Origin of the sequence: Pseudomonas sp. B21-010 (assembly GCF_024749325.1) — a bacterium.
Lineage (GTDB): Bacteria > Pseudomonadota > Gammaproteobacteria > Pseudomonadales > Pseudomonadaceae > Aquipseudomonas > Aquipseudomonas kilonensis.
This window is the reverse complement of sequence record NZ_CP087198.1, coordinates 3,644,627-3,668,429: the sequence shown is the minus strand read 5'-3', so window position 1 is coordinate 3,668,429 and position 23,803 is coordinate 3,644,627. Positions and strand designations below refer to the sequence as shown.

Sequence of the window (23,803 nt, the reverse complement as noted above, 5' to 3'; positions counted from 1 at the left end):
CACTTACCCCGTGGCGAGGGAGCTTGCTCCCGCTTGAGTGCGAAGCACTCACAAAATGAAGGGGTGTTTATCCGGGCGTAGGAGTGCTCTGGAACAGGCTACGTTGTCTTGCGCCATTGCCTACAACTGCGCCAGAATTCGCCGGCTTGTGCGCTTGGGAGGCAGGTTCTATCGTTTCCGGGTCGCTGATGAATCAGCGATCGGGTTTGGTAGCCCGGTTTTCTGGCGCAGGTGCAGCCTGATATAGGGGGCTTTTCGTCCTCTGTTTTATGGTGGTCATGCGCAGGGCGTCCTTGGACGCGCCGGGTTGCCAGGTAACCGGTCTACCAACCTTCGTATGGCCACCTCCCTTCGTTTGGTAGCGAGAGAGATGGCTCCAATTTTCTAATCTGGAGTTTCATCTATGTTCAAAGTAACCCCCAACCCACCGAACACCGATTCGTCCTCACCGCGCCCAAAAACCAAGTCCCAAAAACACGACGAAGTCACCGACCGAGTCCTCGACCATTACCTAAACCCCAAACCCGAAGCAGAACCTGCCCCCGGCCAACTCTTCACCGTCAACAAAGACATCGACACCGAAAGCTTGCTTGCCTACCTCAGCGAAACCCTGGCTTCGGCCAATGCCATGACCAATGACCTGGCTTTCGACCTGGACGGTTCACGCCGGCATTTCCTCCTGGGCATTCAGCAACTGATCGAACTGGGCAGCCTGCTGGCGAACCGTGCACTGGACAACATCGAAACCCGTCAGCCGACATAACCCCCGTGGCGAGGGAGCTTGCTCCCGCTGGGTTGTAGGTGCTGTGTAGGAGCTGTCGAGTGCAACGAGGCTGCGATCTTTCCCCAGCCACTTGAGTCTCAAGCGAAAGATCAAAACATCAAAAGATCGCAGCCTCGCTTCGCTCGACAGCTCCTACAGTCGAACGGGAGCAAGCTCCCTCGCCACAAGGGACTTGTGTCATTCCTTAAATTCTGGGCAAACCGCAAACCTTGGGAGCGAGCCTGCTCCGGCGGCGATCCGACGATGACGGCAGCAGATCCAGCACCCTATTTCGCTAGTTCTGCGTCCGAATCTCATCCACCAGCAGTCTGATTGCTGGCCTGTCGATCAGATCCCGCCACGGACCATCCTCCACGATTGCCCCGTCATGCATCACAATGATCCGGTCAAACCGATGCAGGTGGTCAACGTCATGGGTGACACATATCAACCCCTGCCCGGCAAAAACGTCGAATAACAGGTCCCAAAGAGGCGTGGTCAGCCTAGGTTCGATGGATGCGCTTGGCTCGTCGAACATATTGAATTTCCCGGGCTTGTTGATCAGGCGCAGCAGCGATAGGCGTTTGGCTTCGCCTCCGGAGATATTCGATGCATTTTCGCTGACCTGCCGTGTTGTCACGATCTCATCCAGTTCCAATTGCCGTATCGCTCTAGACAAAATCGGCGATGCGCTGCCTCCGAACAGAACCGATTGCTCAAAAGAGCCTTCCAGAAACCGCGGTTGTTGGGGGCAATATCTCAAGGTGTCCAAGTGAGCTTGACCGGACAAAAGTGAGACCGGTACCGAGTCGATACTCAGTTGGTCTCGCTTTGATGCATCAAGACCGGCGAGGACTTCCAGAAAAGTGGTTTTGCCTGCGCCGCTAGGGCCCGTAACGGCCACTGACTGCCCTTGAGCAAATGCCAGGGAGCGCTTGATCGACAGGCGAAGCGGTCCCGTTCCTGCCACTTCGCAGGGGCCGAGTTCCAGAACTGAGGGCCGCTGGAAATCAACCCAGGCCAGCCGATTGCTGCGATCGAAATCCGGAAGTGATAGCAGACCCTCAAATTGACGCTGGTCTGCAAGGAACTGATCAAGAACACGATACCCTTCAGTCAAGGTTGAAATACTGAGCAGATAACTCCCCGCGATTGAAAAAATGGCAACCAGCTGCCCGACACTGATACTGGGATGACCCGAAAGTTGGTCCACGACGCCCCAGTAGAGCAATCCCCCAGTGGAAAGGCTTACGAACAGTATCTTGGCGGTGCTCAGCAGGCCGCCAGATGATGCCGTAGTCACCGCAGCGTTGGCATAACGTCCGAACGCCGCGTTCAACGGGTGCAGGGCAGTAGGTATGGCACTTTCCAGCTTTATGGTTTTTCCCGCGTTGAGGGTGTTGTAGAGGTGGGCACTTAACTCATCTTCCTGTTCATTGACTGCATCGATGTGCTTTCTCCGCCATTTGATAATTTGATGGGTGACAGCCAGATAGATAATTCCGAACGCCGTCATGCTCAAGAAAATTTCACCGCCACCTATGTAAATAAAAGCAACCCCAACAACTATGAATTCCAAGAGTACGGGAAGTGCAATGGTAACAACGAAAGTGAGTAGTTGTTCGTGCGCAGTAATTCCGCGCTCGACCGATTTGATGAAATGGCCGATTCTCCAAGAGTTGAATAACGAAAACTCTTTACCTATGAGTTCGGTGATCCACTCAATGGAAGCGTTCATGATAATGCTCTGTACCAGCTTGGACAGCGCATGGAGCTGCAGAGGAGTGATGATGGCATGAATGCACCCCGCGACAATCAGGCCTGTCGTCAGTGCGAGCAGGGTGCTGGATGCTGGATTTCTGTTGTCTTGCAGGGTGTCGATGATGGTTCCGAGTAGCAGTGGCGGGGCAAGTGTGATGAGTTTGAGTGCGATGATTGTCGCGCCGGTTAATATTAGAAGCGACGTATATTTTTTGCATGCGGTTTTGATAAGTGTTTGTATGGATAGCATGCGATTGTCCGTGAGGAGTTGCGTTTTAGGTATTAACTTGAATGTTAGCGGTGCCGAAGGGGCGCGCGTATTAGGTTATAGGAATAGCAGTAGAGTTCTGGATGAGCTAGAGCGCAACATCCGACATTTACGTAGGGGGCTTCCTGACAATCGGTAAGACGTATCTGAAGGAAAGTCTGCCGCAGATTTTTATGTACATTTGTTAGGGCAGGATTGGTAGGTGGTTAACTTAAGGCGGTCCACACACCCTGAAAGTCGGCCGTATTTTTTCGGCTAACCCATCGTGGCGAGGGGAGCAAGCTCCCTCGCCACAGAAGCGCTGCTGTGTTCGGATGATTGCTCAGCCTACCCACGCCCTCGCATTCACCAGATTCACCGGCCGCTCCCCCGCCAATGCCATCAGCAAATTGTCCACGGCACAACGCGCCATCGCTTCCCGTGTCTCGTAGGTGGCCGAGCCCATGTGCGGCGTCGCGACCACGTTGTCCATTTGCAATAGCGGCGAATCCGCACTCAAGGGTTCGCGCTCGAACACATCCAGCCCCGCGCCTCGGATCTGCTTGTTGCGCAGGGCGTCGATCAGTGCTGCTTCATCCACCACTTTTCCCCGGGAGATATTGATGAAGATGCTCTCGGGGCGCATCTGCGCGAACGCTTGTGCACCGATCAGTCCTTGGGTCTCAGCGGTCAAAGGTAAGGTCAGGCAAATGAAGTCCGCCTGCTGCAACAGTGTGTCGAGGCTGCAATAGCGCGCGCCGAAACGCTGCTCGACCGCGGGCTTGGGCGAATGGCTGTGGTAGAGCACCGGCATGCCGAAGCCGAAGTGCCCGCGCTGGGCCAGGGCTTCGCCGATGCGCCCCATGCCGATGATGCCCAGGGTCTTGCCATGGACGTCGGTGCCGAAATGCCGGGGACCGATGCTCTGTTGCCAGCCGCCTGCGCGAACCAGGTTGGCCAGTTCGACCACGCGTCGAGCGGTCGCCAGGATCAGGGCGAAACCGGTGTCCGCGGTGGTTTCGGTCAGCACGTCCGGGGTATTGCTGAGCAGGATCTGGCGTTCGGTCAGGTAATCGATGTCGTAGTTGTCGACCCCCACCGAGACGCTGGCGATGGCTTGCAGGTTCGGCGCCAGGTCCAGCAGCGCCGCATCCAGCTTGAGGCTGGCCCCCAGCAGGCCGTGGGCGGCGGGGAGGGCGTCGCGCAGTTGCGCCAGGCCCTGGGCATCGAGGCGCTCGATGAGCGTGACTTGGGCCTGGGCTTGCAGACGGGCCATCAATTGCGGGGACAGCGCTTTGTACAACACCACGTGTTTTCTCATGGGACGGGTCTCGATTCAGGAACGGGCGGGCGCCGGGTGTGGCGTCGCGGTATTGGAGGCTTCCCGGTCGCTGGCGCCGGGCTTGAGGGCGAGGGTCAGTACCACCGACAGCAGCAACGCGCCGCTCATCAGCAGGAAGGACATGCCGGGGGAGCCGGTGGTGCCGTTGAGGTAGCCCACCAGGTACGAGCCGCCGAACGAACCCAGCGCGCCCATGCTGTTGATCAACGCCATGGCTCCGCCAGCGACATTGGCCGGAAGGATTTCCGGAACGATGGCAAAGAACGGGCCGTACGGCGCATACATGCAAGCGCCGGCGACCACCAGCAAGCCATAGGACCACCAGAAATGCTCGGCCCCCAGCAGGTAGGAGGCGTAGAACGCGACGGAGGCGATCAGCAGTGGCGGCCAGACAAAACGCTTGCGCTTCTGCGCCTTGTCCGACGCCCAGGACACCACCAGCATGCCGATCACCGCCGCCAGGTAAGGCAAGGACGACAGCCACCCGGCCTCGACCATGTTCATCTGCAGGCCGGCCTTGAGTATCGACGGCAACCACAACACAAACCCGTAGACCCCGATGCTCCAGCAGAAAAACTGCAGCGCCAGGATGATCACCTTGGGCGAGCGAAAGGCCTCGGCGTAGTTCTTCACTGCCTTGATGCCGACTTGTTCGGCCGCCAAGGCACTTTCCAGATCGTGCTTCTCCTGGTCGCTGAGCCACTTGGCCTGGGCCGGGCGATCATCGGCCAGGCGCCACCACACAAAGGCCCAGAGTACCGCTGGCAGGCCTTCGATGATGAACATCCAGCGCCAGTCGAACTGTTGCACCAGGTAACCCGACACCACGGACATCCAGAGCATGGTCACCGGGTTGCCAAGGATCAGGAAGGTATTGGCGCGCGAGCGTTCGGCCCGGGTGAACCAGTGGCACAGGTACACCAGCATCGCCGGCATCACGGCGGCCTCGACCACCCCGAGCATGAAGCGGATCACGATCAGCCAGTAGGCACTGGAGACCACGCCCGTCAGGGTGGCCAGCGAGCCCCAGAGGATCAGGCTGACGAAGATCAGCTTCTTCACGCTGTGCTTTTGCGCGTAGATCGCCCCCGGTACCTGGAAGAAAAAGTAGCCGAGGAAAAACAGTGCGCCGAGCAGCGATGACAGCCCCGGGGTGATCATCAGATCCTTGGCCATGCCCGAGGCAGCGGCAAATCCATAGTTGGCCCGGTCCAGGTAGGCCAGGCTGTAGGTGATGAACACAATGGGCATGATGTACCACCAGCGGCGGGTGGCGAGGTTGAGCGCTTGCATGTCGTTGACTCCTGAGCTTGTTGTTTTTGTTGCAGCAGGTGCGTTTTGTGGTGGTTTCAATCGCGAGCAGGCTCGCTCCCACATGGGATTGCGTTGTACCTGTGGGAGCGAGCCTGCTCGCGATTGGCGTCACTAAATTCAGCCAATAACTCAAGGCGGGTCGGCAACCCTTCCATGTCCCCACGGCTTTGCACCGCGCGGCTGCCAATCCAGTTGGCGCGCTGCACGGCCTCGCTGATGGCGCGGCCTTCGAGCAACGCACTGATCAGACCGACGGCGAAGCCATCGCCGGCGCCCACGGTGTCCACCACCTGGGTGACGGGCACGCCAGGGATAACGCCCTGGTCCAGATGCGTGCGGTAATAGGCGCCGTCCGCGCCGAGCTTGATCACGACGATTTCGGCGCCTTGGTCCAGATAAAACGCGGCGATGTCGGCCGGGTCGTCGAAACCGGTCAGCAAGCGACCTTCGCCGAGCCCCGGCAGGACCCAGTGGGCGAGGGCGGCGAGGCGATTGATTTGCGCAATCATCGTCGACTCGCTGGTCCACAGGCTCGGCCTCAGGTTGGGATCGAACGACAGGCTGCGGCCGGCCTCGCGCATGCGGGTCATCAATTCAAAGGACATCTCGCGGGCCGTGACCGACAACGCCGGGACGATGCCGGTGGCGTGCAAGTGACGGGCTTCAAGCAGCGCTGGCGCGATGGAATCGATCGACAGATGACTGGCCGCCGAGCCACGACGGAAATACTCGACTTGCGGGTCGCTGCCATCGTCGGTACGCGACTTGAACTGAAAGCCGGTGGGGTGCGTTGGGTCGACCGCCACGTGACGACAATCCAGCCCTTCGTTTTCCAGGGTCTGCACGACGAAGCGTCCCAGGGAATCGGCGCCGACCCGGCTCAGCCACGCCACCTTGAAGCCCAGCCGTGACAGGCCGATGGCCACGTTGCTGTCGGCCCCGGCGATGCGCTTGTGGAACTGGTCGACGCAGGCCAGGTCACCGCGCTGGTCAGCCACCAGCATCGCCATGGTTTCGCCGAACGACAACACATCGAACTCAGGCATGGGCAGGCTCCCGGCGCGATTGTCCTAGACGGGACAGCGTGGCGACATGTCCAGTGGTCAATTGCAGCAAGTCTTCGCCTTGTAGCGGGTATTCGGCGGCGCGCATTACACCGATGGGCATGTGCTTGAGCAGTTGCTCCCACAGGTGCAGGTCGGTCAGGGCCGGAGGTACGGCGACCAGTTTGCCGTCGGCGCGCTGGGCCACTGCCTTGCAATGCACGTAAGCCACATACCGTCCGAGCTGTCGGGCGGCGACGGCGGCCGATTGGTCCTGCCATTGCCAGTTGCCGATGTCGAAGGTCATGCCGACGGGTATTGCGTGCGCTTCTGCTGCGGTGAAGAAACGTTGCAACGGTTCGATCCGTCCGCCTTGCAAGGTCTGGTCGTTTTCCACCAGCAACTGCACCGGGCTTGCGCCGAGCACATCCGCCAGTGCCGACAGATCATGGGAGTCGGTGAAATGCCCGAGGGAGACTTTCAGCCATGCCGAGCCGAACGTCTCGGACCGTTGCAGGGTCAGCGCCAGGGCCGGGTTGGGCCTGGACTGCCCGGCGAGCCACAGCTCCAGTGGCGACGAGAAAACACTTTGCAGCCCCTGGGCGCGAGCGCGAGCGGCCAGCTCGGCGGGCTGTTCGGTGGTGAGCAATTCTTCGCGCCATTCGATGCGCGAGGCACCGGCTGCTGCCAGCAGATCGATGAAACTGCCTTGGCCTTGTTGCCGTACCAGGTCGGCGCCGTAGCTGGAAAGACTGATGGAGACGGGTGGGTTGTGCATTGTTCTTATACCTCTGAAACCGGTTTCAGCTTTGTGCAAAAAAAAGTGGTGTGCTTCAGGGCCTCATCGCGAGCAAGCTCGCTCCCACAGGGGATCCGCGTCGCGCTGGAAATCCCTGTGGGAGCGAGCTTGCTCGCGATAGGGCCCGGCCGATCACCGGGAAACCCCAAGCGTCGACCCACGCTCGATCAACCGCGCCGCAAAATCGAGGGTCCGCACTGGCCCGTTGTCGCCGCGCAAACGCTTGAGCAGACATTCGAACGCACTGGCGCCGATCTCCGCCGTCGGTTGGGCCAGGGCGGTGATGCCGCTGCCCACCAAGGGGTACCAATCCAGGTCGTCGAGGGCAATCAGGCCCACGTCGTCGAACAAGTGGCAACCGAGCTCGCGCAACACCGTCGTGGCGGCCAGCGCGGCAATGCCATTGGCACAGAACAGCGCCTTGGGGCCTTGCCCCGGTTGGGCCAGGAAAGCCTTGATGCGCGCGCTCAATTGGTCGCAGGTTTCCACCACGGCGCCGGTCAGGGCAGGGCGTCGCATGATGCCAGCCTTGAAACTCTCGACCCGTTCGATTCGTGAACTGGTGCCATCGAACGGTTCGGTCACCAGCAACAGATCGCAGTAGCCCCGTTGTTCGAGGTGATCGAGGGCCATCTCGACGGCCTTTGGGTTGTCCAGCCCGACCAGGTCGCTGTCGAGGCGATCAACCTTGCGATCCACCAGCACCAGGGGCATTTCGCTGCGCAGTTCAAACAGTTCGTCGCGGTGATGCCCCAGGGTGTTCACGATCAACCCTTCGATGTTGTAGGCGCGCAACAGCGCCAGGTGCTGGCGCTCCTGCTCGTCATCACGGTCGGTGTTGCACACCACCAGGCTGTAGCCATGGCGACGACAGGCGGTTTCCACGCCATGCATCACGGCGATCGAATAGGGGTTGCGGATATCGGCCACCAGCATGCCGATCAGGCGTGTGCGCCCGCGCTTGAGGCCGCGGGCCATCTGGTTCGGCCGGTAGCCCAGCTCGCTGATGGCTTGCTCGATACGCTTGGCAATGGCCTCGGAGAGCAGGGCGCGGTCCTCGCCGATGAAACGCGAGACACTGGCCTTGGAGACCCCGGCGCGTTCGGCGACGTCAAGCATGGTCACGCGGTTGCGCTGGGCGGCGGAGAAAGAAGTCACGGATTGAAACCTGCTTATTGGAGTTATTAGCGGTTCTGAAACCGGTTTCAGGAAACACCAGAACCCAATCGGACGTCAAGGGCGACGTGTCAGAGGCACGACCGACGGTGGTTCACTTCAGCCGGACAATGGCGACGATCAAGGCAGGTCGGCAGGCCGAAGTAACAGAACAGGCCCTCCAGGCGATTTGCGGCGCGCAAGGCCGTGTGGTTAGCTGCCTGCCTTCCCCAACCCCTTTGACGACCGAAGCCTCCATGAACTTTTCCCAGCCTCGCGTGAGATTGCTGTCGATACTGAGTGTGACCCTGTTGGTGGTGGGCTGTGCGTCCTATTACCTGTTCCGCCACAGCGGCGCGCCGGCCGATGAAGGTTTCGCCGCCGAGCAACTGAATGAAGGGGGCATGGAAGACATCGGCACGCTGGCACCGCCCGAGGTGGAGAAACGCCTCAATTATTTGATTCAGGACGCCGGTGAAAGCCTCAGGTCCCTGGAGTTGGTCAGTGATGTGCAACTGAGCCTGACCGTCGAGCCGACCGGGCCCGCCGACGAGCAGCCGTTGCAGTACGAGCCGCTGTTTGTCCCGTTCACCAGCGCGCAACTGAAAACCGAACTGGCGTCGATCCAGGGCCTGCGTTTTGCCCAGCGGTTATTCGCCGACGGTTCCGAAGTGAGGCTCGACACCAGCAGCCTCGATCCGCTCTGGAAGCGCGCCGCCACGCCGGATGAGCCGGCGACCGAGCAGTACATGCCCCAGCGCCTTCGGTTTCGCGATGGCAGCGAAAAATTCTTCGCCGATCTCAAGGCGCCGCCCAAGGTCGAGTCCGACGACATGATCGCGTCCCATGATGCCTTTGCACTTGCGGTCAACAAACCTCTGGCGAGTCTCGGCCTGACGGTCGCTTACCGCAGCTATCCGGCGTTCAGGAAAGTGGTGCTGGACAAGGATCACCCGAAAGTGACCCTGGACGACGGTCAATCCTTCCAGCTCACTGCCCTGGGTGATGGCAGCGCCTCTGTGCGCTTGAGTACGCCGAAAATGTCGACCTTCGTGGTGCAGGGGCTGGACGACGCGGGCAAGGCGCTCTATAGCAACGGCAATAACTCCCGGGCGTTTCCCTCCGACAGCGATATCGCGGCGTTGCATGACTATTACAAAGCGCTGCTGCAGACCAAGGACGATCTCAAGCAACTCAAGACCGGCCAGGCGGTGCAACAGCAGTTGGAACGCCTGACCCAGGCGCTGACCGCTCAGGTGGGGCCGTTGAAAAACACCGAGGTCGACTATCAATTCGAGGCCACCCCGCAACGCATCGTCATTCATGTGCTCGATCCGATGGAAGACAACACCGTTGAGTTCACCCAGGTCGACAACGTCCTGGCGGAGCAGGCGCATTACATCGCTCTGGACCGGAAAGCCGAGCGCTACGGCTTCATCGACCAGGCCGGCCAGTGGTTGATCAAGCCCCGTTGGGTGCAGGTGCAAGATAGCCAGGTGGCCGATACCTACACGTTGTTTTCCCCGGAAAAGTCCAGCGACCCGGACTCGGACTGGCAGGCATTGCGCAGCCAGCTCGCCTATTTTCCTGCCGGCAGCAACAAGCTCGTGGACCTGCCGTTCGAAAACATCGCCGAGGCGTTGAGCAATGGCCTGCTGTTGGTGGAGCGGGAAACCAACGGACCTTATGGGCTCTACGATGCCAAGGGGCATCGTTTCGTATTGCCGATGAAGTTCGTCAACCCCTCCGTGACCGATAACCTGTTCATCGCCCGTCTCGGCATGCGAACCGATGTCACGGAAGGCCTGTACGGTGCCTATACCCTGGATGGCAAGCAGATCCTGCCGACGCAATTCTCGGGCATCGAGCACAGCGCGGGTTTGCTCTACGCCAGCTCTGCCGATCGGAGCCGCCAGGATGTTTTCGACCTGGAAGGCAAACGGATCAACCTGCAGGGTGACAACGTGATTGGCCGGTTTGTCGGGCAGCAACCGCTGTTGGTGCAGGACACTAAAAGCAGGAAGTTTGCTTTTATCAATCGCCAGGGGACGCGGTTGCCCATCAAGTTACCGTATGACGAGGTGGAACCGTTTTCCAACGGCATGGCGGTGGTCGGACGCGATGGCAGCTATGGCGCCATCGACTTGGCGGGCACCTTACGAGTCCCGCTGGAGTACAGCCAGCTCAACGCGTTCCAGACTCGGTACGCAGCAGCCATTCGGGCCAGTGGCGGTTCCGGGCTGGTCCTGATCAGTCAAAACAACAAACTGATCAAGGAGCTGGGTGCCTACACCAGCCTGAAGGTGCCAGATAACGGCAATGAGGCCCGTTATTACGTGAGGGACCCGAATAATAGTGACGCGTACCTGGCCTATGACGCTGACGGCAATCTCGTGAAGAAAGAGCAATAGCGGCAACTACGCTGAACCCGTGGCGCGGGAGCTTGCTCCCGCTGGCCCGTAGGAGCGGTGTAGGAACTGTGTAGGAGCTGTCGAGCGAAGCGAGGCTGCGATCTTTTCCCAGTCACCTGAGTCTCAAGCGAAAGATCAAAAGATCGCAGCCTCGCTTCGCTCGGCAGCTCCTACAGTTGAGCGGGAGCAAGCTCCCTCGCCACGGGGTGCCTTTGGATCAGGGGTGGCTGATGCCACAGGAGCGTGTTCGTGTCCGGATCTCAGAGCTGGCTTACATAGGTCCCCGTCCCCTTGAGGATGTTCTGCAACGTCAGTTCCACTTCCGCCAGGTCCGCCGCATCGGTGTCGTGGATGATCTCCAGCACGTCGTCGCCGTTCAGCGCATCGGCATCCGCCGCCGCAATTTCAATCAGCAAGCGGGTAGGGCTGAGCGTGACCTTCACGCCGTCCAGTGTCGAAGGCTCGCCATCGAGGGTGATTTCCAGTTCGTCTTCGTCGGGGTATCGGGTCATCAGGAACATTTCGCCCTGGGCGCTGTGGCAGCAGAGCATGGCCATGTTGTCTTCTTCGTCGTCGCACGGGTTGGCGATCAGCAGGGTGGTGGTCATTTGCATGGTGATGGCTCCTGGCTCGATGAGCCGAAAAAAGTGGATTTTGCCAGCCTGGAGGACTTTGCGCTGGATTACCGCAATCGGGCTGCGATTTCACACTGCCAGGTGCCGTTTCGCCCCTGGGCTGCTAGGGTTGTTCGATGAACTCGGGCCGGTTTAGCTTGCCGATGACCGAATATGTCGCAGCGCTGCAAGCAGGCACATTGTCGCACTCGTTAAGCTGCGCAACGGATGTGCACCTGCAAAGGCCACCCTGGAGTGGTTTTTGCAGGTGTCCATGACATGAAATTACATGGAAAAGGATGTGACCTGCCGGTCCTGTCCAGCTTCATCCACCTGTCATCCTGTTTCCTCTGCCCGAGAATCAGGAACGGGATGGCCGACAGCCCCGCAGGGGTTGCACGCGACGCTTCAATCAATAACAAGCCCAAGCGGAGTACCACAGATGGCGTTCTTCACCGCAGCCAGCAAAGCCGACTTCCAGCAACAACTGCAAGCGGCACTGGCGCAGCACATCAGTGAACAGGCACTGCCACAAGTGGCGCTGTTCGCTGAACAATTCTTCGGCATTATTTCCCTCGATGAACTTACCCAGCGCCGGTTGTCCGACCTTGCCGGCTGCACCCTGTCTGCTTGGCGCCTGCTTGAGCGCTTCGACCACACGCAACCGCAGGTGCGCGTCTACAACCCTGATTACGAACGCCACGGCTGGCAGTCGACCCACACGGCAGTGGAAGTGCTGCACCACGACCTGCCATTCCTGGTGGACTCGGTCCGCACCGAGCTGAACCGTCGCGGCTACAGCATCCATACCCTGCAAACCACCGTGCTGAGCGTGCGTCGCGGCAGCAAGGGCGAGTTGCTGGAAATCCTGCCAAAAGGCACCCAGGGCGACGGCATCCTGCAAGAGTCGTTGATGTACCTGGAGATCGACCGCTGCGCCAACGCCGCCGAACTCAACGTCCTGAGCAAGGAACTTGAGCAAGTGCTAGGCGAAGTGCGCGTGGCCGTGGCCGACTTCGAACCGATGAAAGCCAAGGTCCAGGAAATCCTCGACAGCCTGGACAGCAGCGCCTACGCCATCGACGCTGATGAAAAGAGCGAGATCAAGAGCTTCCTGGAATGGCTGGTGGGTAACCACTTCACCTTCCTGGGCTACGAAGAGTTCGTGGTTCGCGATGAGGCCGATGGTGGCCACATCGAGTACAACCCCGATTCGTTCCTGGGCCTGACCAAATTGCTGCGCGCCGGCCTGACCGCCGAAGACCTGCGCATCGAAGACTACGCCGTCAATTACCTGCGCGAACCGACGCCGCTGTCGTTCGCCAAGGCCGCGCACCCGAGCCGCGTACACCGTCCGGCCTACCCGGACTACGTGTCGATCCGTGAAATCGACGCCGACGGCAAGGTCATCAAGGAATGCCGCTTCATGGGCCTGTACACCTCTTCGGTGTATGGCGAGAGCGTGCGGGTCATCCCGTACATCCGCCGCAAGGTCGCGGAAATCGAGCGTCGCTCGGGCTTCCAGGCCAAGGCGCACCTGGGCAAGGAACTGGCCCAGGTGGTCGAAGTGCTGCCCCGCGACGACCTGTTCCAGACCCCGGTGGACGAGCTGTTCAGCACCGTCATGTCCATCGTGCAGATCCAGGAGCGCAACAAGATCCGCGTGTTCCTGCGCAAAGACCCGTATGGCCGTTTCTGCTACTGCCTGGCCTACGTGCCACGTGACATCTACTCCACCGAAGTGCGCCAGAAGATCCAGCAAGTGCTGATGGATCGCCTGAAGGCCTCGGACTGCGAGTTCTGGACCTTCTTCTCCGAATCCGTGTTGGCCCGCGTGCAGTTGATCCTGCGAGTGGACCCGAAGAACCGTCTCGACATCGATCCGGTCTTGCTGGAAAAAGAAGTCGTGCAGGCCTGCCGCAGCTGGAAGGACGACTACGCCAGCCTGGTCGTCGAAAGCTTCGGCGAAGCCCAGGGCACCAACGTGCTGTCGGATTTCCCGAAAGGCTTCCCGGCCGGCTACCGCGAGCGCTTTGCCGCGCACTCGGCCGTGGTCGACATGCAGCACCTGCTGAGCCTGAACGAAAAAAATCCGCTGGTCATGAGCTTCTACCAGCCGCTGGGCCAGGTCTCCGGCCAGCGTGAGCTGCACTGCAAGCTGTATCATGCCGATACGCCGCTGGCGCTGTCCGACGTGCTGCCGATCCTGGAAAACCTCGGCCTGCGCGTGCTGGGCGAGTTCCCGTACCGTCTGCGCCACACCAATGGCCGCGAGTTCTGGATTCATGATTTCGCGTTCACTGCCGCCGAAGGCCTGGACCTCGACATCCAGCAGCTCAACGACACCTTGCAGGACGCCTTCGTCCACATCGTGCGTGGCGATGCCGAGAACGATGCGTTCAACCGCCTGGTGCTGACCGCCGGCCTGCCATGGCGCGACGTGGCGCTGCTGCGTGCCTACGCCCGTTACCTGAAGCAGATCCGCCTGGGCTTCGACCTGGGTTACATCGCCAGCACCCTGAACAACCACACCGATATCGCTCGCGAGTTGACCCGGTTGTTCAAGACCCGCTTCTACCTGGCGCGCAAACTCACTGGCGATGACCTGGAAGACAAGCAGCTGCGCCTGGAGCAAGCGATTCTCTCGGCCCTGGACGACGTCCAGGTGCTCAACGAAGACCGCATCCTGCGTCGCTACCTGGACCTGATCAAGGCCACTCTGCGGACCAACTTCTACCAGACCGACGCCAACGGCCAGAACAAGTCCTACTTCAGCTTCAAGTTCAACCCGCACCTGATCCCGGAACTGCCGAAACCGGTACCCAAGTTCGAGATCTTCGTCTATTCGCCACGGGTCGAAGGCGTGCACCTGCGCTTCGGCAACGTTGCCCGCGGCGGCCTGCGCTGGTCCGACCGTGAAGAAGACTACCGCACCGAAGTGCTGGGCCTGGTAAAAGCCCAGCAAGTGAAGAACTCGGTGATCGTGCCGGTGGGCGCCAAGGGTGGTTTCCTGCCACGTCGCCTGCCGTTGGGCGGCAGCCGGGACGAGATCGCGGCCGAGGGCATCGCCTGCTACCGCATCTTCATCTCGGGCCTGTTGGACATCACCGACAACCTGAAGGACGGCGCGCTGGTACCGCCGGCCAACGTCGTGCGTCATGACGACGATGACCCGTACCTGGTGGTGGCGGCGGACAAGGGCACTGCGACCTTCTCCGACATCGCCAACGGCATCGCCATCGACTATGGCTTCTGGCTGGGCGATGCGTTCGCCTCCGGCGGTTCGGCTGGCTACGACCACAAGAAAATGGGCATCACCGCCAAGGGCGCGTGGGTCGGCGTGCAGCGCCACTTCCGCGAGCGCGGCATCAATGTCCAGGAAGACAGCATCACCGTGGTGGGCGTCGGCGACATGGCCGGCGACGTGTTCGGCAACGGCTTGTTGATGTCCGACAAGCTGCAACTGGTCGCGGCCTTCAACCACCTGCACATCTTCATCGACCCGAACCCGGAGCCGGCCAGCAGCTTTGCCGAGCGCCAGCGCCTGTTCGACCTGCCGCGTTCGGCCTGGAGCGACTACGACGCCAGCATCATGTCCGAAGGCGGCGGTATCTTCTCGCGCAGCGCGAAAAGCATCGCCATCTCGCCACAGATGAAAGAACGCTTCGACATCAAGGCCGACAAGCTGACCCCGACCGAGCTGCTCAACGCCTTGCTCAAGGCGCCGGTAGACCTGTTGTGGAACGGCGGTATCGGCACCTACGTCAAGGCCAGCACTGAAAGCCACGCCGATGTCGGCGACAAGGCCAACGATGCACTGCGCGTGAACGGCAACGAACTGCGCTGCAAAGTCGTGGGCGAGGGCGGCAACCTGGGCATGACCCAACTGGGTCGCGTCGAGTTCGGCCTCAATGGCGGCGGTTCCAACACCGACTTCATCGACAACGCGGGCGGCGTGGACTGCTCCGACCACGAAGTGAACATCAAGATCCTGCTCAACGAAGTGGTGCAGGCCGGCGACATGACCGACAAGCAACGCAACCAGTTGCTGGCGAGCATGACCGACGAAGTCGGTAGCCTGGTGTTGGGCAACAACTACAAGCAGACCCAGGCCCTGTCCCTGGCGGCGCGTCGTGCCTTCGTGCGGATCGCCGAATACAAGCGCCTGATGAACGATCTGGAAGGCCGCGGCAAGCTGGATCGCGCCATCGAGTTCCTGCCGGCTGAAGAGGCGATCAACGAGCGCGTCGCGGCGGGCCATGGCCTGACCCGTGCCGAACTGTCGGTGCTGATCTCCTACAGCAAGATCGACCTCAAGGAAGCGCTGCTCAACTCCCTGGTACCGGACGATGATTACCTGACCCGTGACATGGAGACGGCTTTCCCGCCGACGCTGGTGAGCCAGTTCTCCGAGGCCATGCGTCGCCATCGCCTCAAGCGCGAGATCGTCAGCACCCAGATCGCCAACGACCTGGTCAACCACATGGGCATCACCTTCGTTCAGCGGCTCAAGGAGTCGACGGGCATGAGCCCGGCGAACGTGGCTGGCGCTTATGTGATTGTGCGTGACATCTTCCACCTCCCGCACTGGTTCCGCCAGATCGAAGCCCTGGACCACCAGGTCTCGGCCGACGTGCAACTGGAGCTGATGGACGAGTTGATGCGCCTGGGTCGTCGCGCCACGCGCTGGTTCCTGCGCAGCCGCCGCAACGAGCAGAACGCTGCCCGTGACGTCGCGCACTTCGGTCCGCACCTGGCCGCGTTGGGCCTCAAGCTCGACGAACTGCTGGAAGGTCCGACCCGCGAAGGCTGGCAGACCCGCTACCAGGCCTACGTGGCCGCTGGTGTGCCGGAACTGCTGGCGCGCATGGTTGCCGGCACCACGCACTTGTACACCTTGCTGCCGATCATCGAGGCGGCCGACGTCACTGGCCAGAACGCCGCCGATGTGGCCAAGGCCTACTTCGCCGTGGGCAGCGCCCTGGACATCACCTGGTACCTGCAACAGATCAGCGCACTGCCGGTGGAAAACAACTGGCAGGCACTGGCCCGTGAAGCGTTCCGTGATGATGTCGACTGGCAACAGCGGGCGATCACCATCTCGGTCCTGCAAGAGGGCGATGGCGCCCAGGACGTGGAAACTCGCCTGGCGCTGTGGCTGGAGCAGCACCACGAAATGGTCGAGCGCTGGCGTGCCATGCTGGTGGACATCCGTGCCGCCAGCGGTACCGACTACGCCATGTACGCGGTCGCCAACCGCGAGCTGTTGGACGTGGCAATGAGCGGTCAGGCGGTCGTGACGGCCAACTGATCCGGCGTTGAATGAAAAAGCCCCGCATCGAGAGATGCGGGGCTTTTTTTTTAGATTCGTTGTGAGTCCCTGTGGGAGCGAGCTTGCTCGCGATGGCGGTGTATCAGCCAAGTTCAATGTAGCTGACCCACCGCCATCGCGAGCAAGCTCGCTCCCACAGGGGGACAGCTGTGCTGTGGCGGTTAGTTTTTCAGCGGTATCAACACCGCCTCATCCTCACCCATCACCATGAACACCAGCAGTTTCGCCGGCTGGCTCGCGCTGGCGTTTTTCGAGACCAGGTGCTCGGACCCCGCCGCTTCATACCAGAACTCTCCAGCCTTGTAGGTCTTCGCCGGCTCACCCTTGACCTGGGAAGTGATGGCGCCTTCCAGTACGTAGGCCATCGCTGTGCCCTCATGCTTATGGGCAATGGACGCTTGGCCGGGTGCATAGTTGACGGTCAGCATCATGGTTTTTTTACCTGGAACGTTTTTCAGCAATTGCTCCTGCAGCACCGTGACCTTTTCCGAAGGCGCGGCTTCGTGGGCGTAGGTTTGGGTGATGGGCAGCAGGCTCAGGGCGGCGATCAGACAGAGTGTTTTCATAAAGGTATGGCCTGTGTGGTTTCGAGTGATTTCGCGCTGTCGCGGCGATGGATTCACCCTAAGCCCCACGGTGGGGCAAGCAAACGTCCAATCTTTCGGAAGGTGGGTAGACCAATACCGCGATCCATCCAGTTTGAAAGGTAACCCTCTGTAGGAGCTGCCGAAGGCTGCGATCTTTTGATCTTTCGCTTGAGACTCAATTGGATTGGGCAAGATCGCAGCCTCGTTGCACTCGGCAGCTCCTACAGCCGCGGGGTGTCAGCTGTTGAAGTCGACGCTTCGGGCCAGGCGGTTGTCGATCAGGCTGATGAAGCCTTGCACTTCCGGGCAGTTGAAGTGGGCTTGCATGGCCGCTTCCGACTGCCAGCGGGCACTGACGCTCCAGCGGTCGCCATCGTCCGGGCAACGGTCGACCAGATAGGCATCGCAGCCCGGCTGCGTACGCAGGGTCTCGACGATTTGTTGCAATTGCCGGCCCAGTTCTTCCGAGCGACCGGCGGCGGCTTGTACCTGCACGGTATTGATCACTTGGCGAGACATTGTTCAGGCTCCTGAATCAAGTCCGAGGGGGTTGCTCAATATTAATGACACCCGTGCAGGATAGGCCCACCGGGGCAAGGCTCAAACAGCCAATGGGCGGATAAATGCCCAGTCCAATCCCTCAGGCCACTTGCTGGAGAATGTCGCGCAAGCGGTCCAGGGCGATGTCGATGTCCAGGGTTTCGATAGCGCCGAAACCGAAGAACAGGCCCGGCCGCACCGGGGCCTCGTTGAAAAAGCCATCAAGTCTGTAGAGCCCGACCTCGGCTTTTTTCGCCAGCTCGATCACCAGCGCCAGGTCCATCGGGACCTTGCACAACACCGCCATATGAAAACCCGCGGTGGTGGGCACGGCCTCGAACCAGGGCGACAAGTCCCCGGCCATGCGTGCCAGGATTCGCTCGCGACGACCGGCATACAGGGTGTGGCAGCGGCGGATGTGCTTGAGCAGGCAGCCCTCGGCGATGAACTTCGCCAGCGCCCACTGGGGCAGGGTGGAGGTGTGCTGGTCGGTGAGGCGCTTGGCCAGGATCACCGCTTCAAGAATCGCTGGCGGCAGGATCGCATAGCCGAGCCGCAGTTCCGGCAACAGGGTCTTGGAGAAGGTGCCGACGTACGCCACGATCCCGCGCTCATCCAGGCTCTGCAACGAATCGGCGGGCCGGCCTTCGTAGCGGAATTCGCTGTCGTAGTCGTCTTCGATGATGATCGCCCCCAGCTCATAGGCCCGCACCAGCAAGGCCTCGCGGCGAGCCTGGCTCATGGGCATGCCCAAGGGAAACTGGTGGGAGGGCGTCACATAAATCAACCGCGTGCCGTCGGGGATCAGGTCGACCCGCATGCCTTGCTCGTCCACTGGCACCCCGGCCACCGTGGCGCCCTGGGAGCCGAACAACAACCGCGCCGGCGGATAGCCCGGGTCTTCCATGGCCACCAGGCTGCCGGGGCGGGTCAACACCCGCGAGATCAGGTCCAGGGCCTGCTGCGCGCCGTTGCACACCACCACGTCTTCATCCTGGCAATTGACCCCGCGGGAAAACGCGATGTGCCGGGCAATGGCATTGCGCAGCGACGGCAGGCCTTCGGGCTGGCTGTAGAAGCCCTTGGCACTGGCGATCTGGCGCAGCGCGTGGGCGGTGCAGCGCCGCCAGTCGTCCAGCGGAAACTGGCCCTTGCCGGTGGCGCCACCGATGAAGTCGTAGCGCAACGCCCCTTCGAGGGTGGGATGGCGCATCAGGTCGGGCATGGTGCGCCAGGCCTCGACGACATCGGCACCGGCCAGCTCGCGGTGGCTCTGCTTGCGTACGATCCTGGCCGGCCGCGCGTTGACGTAGGTGCCTTTGCCGATGATACCGGTGAGGAAGTTTTCGTAGGTCAGTTGGGCGTAGGTGTCGGAGACGGTCTTGCGCGAGACCCCCAGTTGTTCGGCCAGCAGGCGGCTGGGCGGCAGTTGCGTGCCGGCCGCCAGGCGACCGCTTTCGATGGCGCTGCGCAATTGTTGATACAACTGGCTCGACAGGTCCTTGCGGCCGTTGATGACAACATGAAGTTCCATACCCGCAAGCTCCTGGGCGATTGTTGGCGGCCAGCGTCAAAGGCGCAAGATTACCCGCATTGTGCGACTGCATAGAAGTTGCGTGGGGAAAATCCCGCCCATTGGACTTGCCTCCGGGTTTTTCGCCGAATTGGACCTGTCATTGACCGGTCCCTGGGCCTACCGTGAAGGTCTCGAATGCCACGGAGCCCGCCATGAGCCCGCGTCTGGATTACTACACTGCATCGCCTGGGGCGATGAAAGCCATGATCGGCCTGGAAGCCCTGACCAGTCGTCTGAGTATCGAAGCGGCGTTGCTGCACCTGATCAAGATCCGCGCTTCACAACTCAATGGCTGCGCTTTCTGCACCGACATGCATTCGGTGGAGGCACGACGCCAGGGCGAGACCGAGCGTCGGCTCTACGCGGTGGCGGTGTGGCGCGACAGCGGTTTTTTCACGGCCCGCGAACGCGCTGCCCTGGCCTGGACCGAGGCGGTGACGCTGTTGGCTGAGAGCCAGGTGCCGGACGACGTCTATGCCCAGGCCCGGGCCTGTTTCAGTGAGGAGGAACTGGTGGACCTGACCCTGGCGATCAGCACCATCAACAGCTGGAACCGGCTGGCGGTGAGTTTTCGCCAGAGTCCGGGTGGCTGAATTTTTAGTTGTTTAGCGCCTGGCAGGCCGCTATCGCGAGCAAGCTCGCTCCCACAGGGGGGCTTGAGGTGTTCATGAGTTTTGCATGCACCGCAGGCCTATGGTGGGAGCGAGCTTGCTCGCAATGGCAGTGGGGAAGTGTGTTACAGCCACCTCGGCGTGGTGAAGAACGAGGCCATTTCCGAGCGGGCCAGGGCCGCGCCGAAGTAGGGGCCTTGGACATGGTCGCAGGCCACGTTGCGCAGTTGGCTGAATTGCCGGGCGTTTTCGATGCCTTCGGCGGTGACCATGAGCCCTACGCTGCGGCTCAATCGGATCATCGCCAGGACGCCCTCCTTGTCATCCTCCAGGCCCAGCTGCGTCAGGATGTTGCGATCGAAGCGGATGCCATCGAACGGCTGGTCCAGTACCTCGCGCAGGGAGGCGATGCTGGTGCCGAACTTGTCGATGTTGATCCGCACGCCGAGGTCCTTGAGCGCATGGAGGGTGCAGGCGACGGTCTTGTGGTCGGCCAGCAGGACCCCTTCGGCCACTTCCAGGGTCAGCCGGTGGGGCTCAAGGCCGCTCGTTTCGAGGGCCTCTTGCACTTGGTTGAGCAGGAAGCTGCTGTTGAACCACCGGGGTGAAACCGCGATGGAAACACTGACGGCGCTCGGCCAGGTGGCAGCCTCTTCACAGACGTTGATCAGCATCCAGGTGCCCAGCTCTTCAAGCTGGCCCGAGGTTTCGGCCACCGGTATGAAGTCGGCCCCACCCAGTTCACCTTTCTCGGGGTGGTGCCAGAAGGTCTGGGCTTCGAAACCGTGCAGTTGCTCGGCGCTCACGTCGAAGCGAGGCAAGTAGCGCAGTTCCAATTGATCCCGTTGCATGGCGTCGCGCAGTTGCTGTTCGTATTGCCGCCGGTCGCGGGCCAGGTTGCCCATGGCTTCCACATACACGCGCCAGGTGTTGCGGCCGGCTGCCTTGGCCGCATACAAGGCGATGTCGGCGTGGCGCAACAGTTCATCGGCACGTTCGTCGCCGGGCTGCGCCCAGGCAACGCCGATGCTCACCCCCAGGTACAGGGTATTGCCGTCCAGGTGCATGGGCCGTTGCATGCAATCGATCAGCCGTTCACAGAGTTGATCGAGATCGCCGGCATCGCCCGGGTCGGGCATGACAATGACAAACTCATCACCGCCCAGGCGGGCCACCAGATCGGTGCCGCGCACGTTTTGTTGGAGAATATGCGCCACTTCCTTGAGCACTTTATCGCCGACGGCATGCCCGAGGGAGTCGTTGACCGGCTTGAAACGGTCCATGTCCAGGTTCAGCAGCGCGAGGGGCGGACGATCGGCTCGGCCCAGGTGTTCGCGCAGGCAATCGAACAAGCGGTTGCGGTTGGCCAGCCCGGTCAGTGGATCATGCAGGGACAGGTGCTTGATCTGGGCCAGTGCCCGTAATTCGTCGGTGATGTCAGTGGCCGTGCCGCGAAAACCCAGGGTGCCAGCTTCGATGGCCCGCACCGAGAGTTTGCAGGTGCGGATGCGCTGGTTGCGCGCGGTGTACTCGCACAGCAGCGGCGCCGAGGAGAGACTGTTGGCACCGCCGAGCAGCCATTGGGCAATCGAGATCGAGCCACCATGGGGGTGAAGCAGCCGGTGCAGAGGTTTGCCCAGCCACTCCGTGGGACTGAAACCGGTCACTTGTTCGAAGCGTTCCGACAGATAGGTCAGGGTGCCGGTCGAATCGACCTCCCACAACCAGTCGGAGGACACTTCGGCAATGTCGCGGAAACGTTCTTCACTGCGCTCCAACGCCTTGCGGTGGGCCAGCAGGCTGGCGTACTGGCGTTCCTGGGCGCGGAGCATGGCCAAGGCATGGCGCAGAACGGCCAGGGCCAGAACCCCAAGCACCAGTAACGCCACGGCCAGCAACGGCAGGAGGAATTTGCGCAGATCCTGGCCCGGGGTCTGCGGCCGCCAGGCCAAGGCTTCCAGGGTCAGGTTGTCGAGCAGCAGTTGGGCGGTATCGGCTGGGCCCGGGGGCCTGGCGATATGGGCATCGGGCAGGGCGAAGTCCCGCGCCAGGTTTTCCAGGGCTCCGGGATCAAGGGCCTTGACGAAGAGCATCACGCTGGGCGGGCCGGGGATTTCGGGCACGCTGGTGTCCGTGCCGATGGTAATGACGGACGCAGCGACAAACGCAGGGGCGTCCTCGTGATGCAGCATCTCGACGACCACTTCGTCGTGATTTTCCGCGGCGTTGGCTTTTTTCAACAGCGCTCGCAAGTCGCCGGTCAGCCAGGTGTCGGCATCGACCTCACTCATCTGGCCGTCGATCACCGAATAGACGGTCTGGCCGGTCGGCGAAATGACAAACACCGCCTGGTAGCCATAGAGCGAATACACGCTGCTGCCGACGTTTTCCTGGTCATAGGCCCATTCCTTGTCGACGCTGACATGCAGGTGCCGGTAGGCGTCGCTCCACTTGGAATAATCGCTCAGGTCCCGTCCGATACCTTTGCGGATCCCCTCGACGGCCCGCTGGGCGAAAAACAGGCTCTGTTCACGGGCGCGCTGGTCCTGGGCCGCGGTGATGTTGAGCAGCACGGCGATCGCCAGTGCAGACATGACAAACAGCAGGAGCATGATGGCCGGAAAAGTGCGACGGGTGAAACTTCGGGTTGGCGAACCCGGGGAAAGGACAGTTGAGTCATTGCCAGCAATTTCAATCATAAAAATAAGTCATCAGCCAAAAAGCGATTTCACCCGCACCTGTCTTATATCGGCTGGTGAGCTGATTTACTTAGTCGTGATCACACAGGAACTGGCGGATATGGGGGCTTGCGTCACGTGCGGGCCTTGAAGCGCAACGTCCATTCGAGGGCGAAGTCCCGCTGGCGCAGGTAACTGACCCCGGCGGCGGCCAGCAGGGTCATGAACGCGGCCAGCGCCGCCAGGGCCATGTCTTTTTGTGAATCCCACGGGTCCTGCTGGGCGCCGACAAAGGCCTTGGCGGTATCGCCCCCGATGTAGGCGCCGCCCAGCCATTCGATGATTTCGTAAATCGCCGACGACGCAAGAATCAGGCTCCAGGCCAGGAAATAACCCCTGAACCCCGTTGCTGGCGCAACCCGTAGCAAGGCCTCGCGTAGCGGATAGGCCAGCAGCAGGCCGTAGCTGAAATGCACCAGTCGGTCGAACTGGTTGCGCTGGAAACCCATGAATTGATCAAGCGACTGCCCCCCCGTCAGGGCCTGCCACCACTGGTTGTAAGGCACCTTGGCATAGGTGTAATGGGCGCCGACTTCATGGATGCAAAGGAAGACGAACAACAGCGTGGCGGACAGTCGGGAAAAGCTGAATTGCCGATGAACGGTCACCAGGACCACCAATAACGCTATGACCAGCAGGTTCTCCGCCAGCCAGTCGCTGCGTTTTATCGGCGCAATGGCCAGCCACCCCCACACCACGCAGAAAGCCAGGAGTAGGGACCGTTCATAGCGACGATGCAGCTCAACGGTTGGCATCGCGTCGTGCCTCACTCTTTATCCGTGCACTGGCCCGGCAGCAGGGCGCGCAAGCTATCGACGGTCATGCTCATGCCTGTCCCTCGTTTCAGGCCGCCGTCGCTTGGTGCGACGTGCAGCGGTTGACGTTCATACAGGACTTGACCAGTGCACGCCGTCCAAGGTTTCGTTTTTTTCAACGCCAAGGCGCTGTGGCGCAGGCGCTATGTACGAGC

The 23,803-nt window shown here is 61.1% G+C and carries 16 protein-coding genes; 4 read left to right on the top strand and 12 right to left on the bottom strand.

All coding sequences use genetic code 11. The annotated features are described in order from the left end of the window. The first annotated feature begins 403 nt into the window (after positions 1 to 403). Positions 404 to 763: a DUF6124 family protein gene (locus tag LOY50_RS16005; RefSeq protein WP_258688324.1), complete on the top strand. Its 360-nt coding sequence runs from the start codon at positions 404 to 406 to the stop codon at positions 761 to 763. Positions 764 to 1,058: 295 nt separating this feature from the next. Here LOY50_RS16005 and LOY50_RS16000 read toward each other — a convergent pair whose 3' ends face one another. From LOY50_RS16000 to LOY50_RS15975, 6 genes are all read right to left on the bottom strand, one after another. Next, complete coding sequence (locus LOY50_RS16000; protein WP_258688323.1) at positions 1,059 to 2,774, bottom strand: ATP-binding cassette domain-containing protein; 1,716 nt, start codon at positions 2,772 to 2,774, stop codon at positions 1,059 to 1,061. A 340-nt stretch (positions 2,775 to 3,114) separates the two neighbouring features. Further along, a complete protein-coding gene (locus LOY50_RS15995; RefSeq protein WP_258688320.1) occupies positions 3,115 to 4,092 on the bottom strand; it encodes a D-glycerate dehydrogenase in 978 nt (325 codons plus the stop codon). A 15-nt stretch (positions 4,093 to 4,107) separates the two neighbouring features. Then, positions 4,108 to 5,406 carry an MFS transporter gene (locus LOY50_RS15990; protein WP_258688319.1) on the bottom strand — a complete coding sequence of 433 codons (1,299 nt, stop codon included), beginning with the start codon at positions 5,404 to 5,406 and terminating at the stop codon, positions 4,108 to 4,110. Between the two features lie 56 nt (positions 5,407 to 5,462). Beyond that, positions 5,463 to 6,473, bottom strand: a complete 1,011-nt coding sequence (locus tag LOY50_RS15985) for a sugar kinase (RefSeq protein ID WP_258688318.1) — start codon at positions 6,471 to 6,473, stop codon at positions 5,463 to 5,465. Continuing rightward, positions 6,466 to 7,248 (bottom strand): sugar phosphate isomerase/epimerase, encoded by a 783-nt coding sequence (locus LOY50_RS15980; protein ID WP_258688317.1) that lies wholly within the window; start codon positions 7,246 to 7,248, stop codon positions 6,466 to 6,468. Before LOY50_RS15980 ends, LOY50_RS15985 begins: the two co-directional genes overlap by 8 nt. Positions 7,249 to 7,401: 153 nt before the next feature. Then, entirely contained in the window at positions 7,402 to 8,427 is a 1,026-nt protein-coding gene (locus LOY50_RS15975; protein WP_309475773.1) for a LacI family DNA-binding transcriptional regulator, read from the bottom strand. A 254-nt stretch (positions 8,428 to 8,681) separates the two neighbouring features. Between LOY50_RS15975 and LOY50_RS15970 the strand changes: the two genes are divergently transcribed. Further along, a complete protein-coding gene (locus tag LOY50_RS15970) occupies positions 8,682 to 10,835 on the top strand; it encodes a WG repeat-containing protein (RefSeq protein ID WP_258688316.1) in 2,154 nt (717 codons plus the stop codon). Between the two features lie 260 nt (positions 10,836 to 11,095). On the opposite strand, the gene LOY50_RS15965 is transcribed toward LOY50_RS15970, so the two are convergent. Continuing rightward, entirely contained in the window at positions 11,096 to 11,449 is a 354-nt protein-coding gene (locus tag LOY50_RS15965) for a hypothetical protein (protein WP_258688315.1), read from the bottom strand. A gap of 442 nt (positions 11,450 to 11,891) precedes the next feature. On the opposite strand from LOY50_RS15965, the gene LOY50_RS15960 reads away from it, so the two are divergent. After that, positions 11,892 to 16,760 carry an NAD-glutamate dehydrogenase gene (locus tag LOY50_RS15960; protein WP_253475538.1) on the top strand — a complete coding sequence of 1,623 codons (4,869 nt, stop codon included), beginning with the start codon at positions 11,892 to 11,894 and terminating at the stop codon, positions 16,758 to 16,760. Positions 16,761 to 16,942: 182 nt separating this feature from the next. Here the strand turns inward: LOY50_RS15960 and LOY50_RS15955 are convergent, their stop codons facing one another. The 3 genes from LOY50_RS15955 to LOY50_RS15945 form a co-directional block, all read right to left on the bottom strand. Next, positions 16,943 to 17,347 (bottom strand): cupin domain-containing protein, encoded by a 405-nt coding sequence (locus tag LOY50_RS15955; protein WP_258688314.1) that lies wholly within the window; start codon positions 17,345 to 17,347, stop codon positions 16,943 to 16,945. Positions 17,348 to 17,605: 258 nt separating this feature from the next. Beyond that, positions 17,606 to 17,887: an antibiotic biosynthesis monooxygenase family protein gene (locus LOY50_RS15950; protein WP_013693545.1), complete on the bottom strand. Its 282-nt coding sequence runs from the start codon at positions 17,885 to 17,887 to the stop codon at positions 17,606 to 17,608. Positions 17,888 to 18,008: 121 nt separating this feature from the next. After that, positions 18,009 to 19,442 carry a PLP-dependent aminotransferase family protein gene (locus LOY50_RS15945; RefSeq protein WP_258688312.1) on the bottom strand — a complete coding sequence of 478 codons (1,434 nt, stop codon included), beginning with the start codon at positions 19,440 to 19,442 and terminating at the stop codon, positions 18,009 to 18,011. Positions 19,443 to 19,636: 194 nt separating this feature from the next. Between LOY50_RS15945 and LOY50_RS15940 the strand changes: the two genes are divergently transcribed. Next, complete coding sequence (locus tag LOY50_RS15940) at positions 19,637 to 20,077, top strand: carboxymuconolactone decarboxylase family protein (protein ID WP_253475529.1); 441 nt, start codon at positions 19,637 to 19,639, stop codon at positions 20,075 to 20,077. A gap of 143 nt (positions 20,078 to 20,220) precedes the next feature. Here the strand turns inward: LOY50_RS15940 and LOY50_RS15935 are convergent, their stop codons facing one another. Then, positions 20,221 to 22,794 (bottom strand): EAL domain-containing protein, encoded by a 2,574-nt coding sequence (locus tag LOY50_RS15935; RefSeq protein ID WP_258688309.1) that lies wholly within the window; start codon positions 22,792 to 22,794, stop codon positions 20,221 to 20,223. A 113-nt stretch (positions 22,795 to 22,907) separates the two neighbouring features. Next, positions 22,908 to 23,588: a DUF2238 domain-containing protein gene (locus LOY50_RS15930; protein WP_258688307.1), complete on the bottom strand. Its 681-nt coding sequence runs from the start codon at positions 23,586 to 23,588 to the stop codon at positions 22,908 to 22,910. Between the last annotated feature and the right edge of the window lie 215 nt (positions 23,589 to 23,803).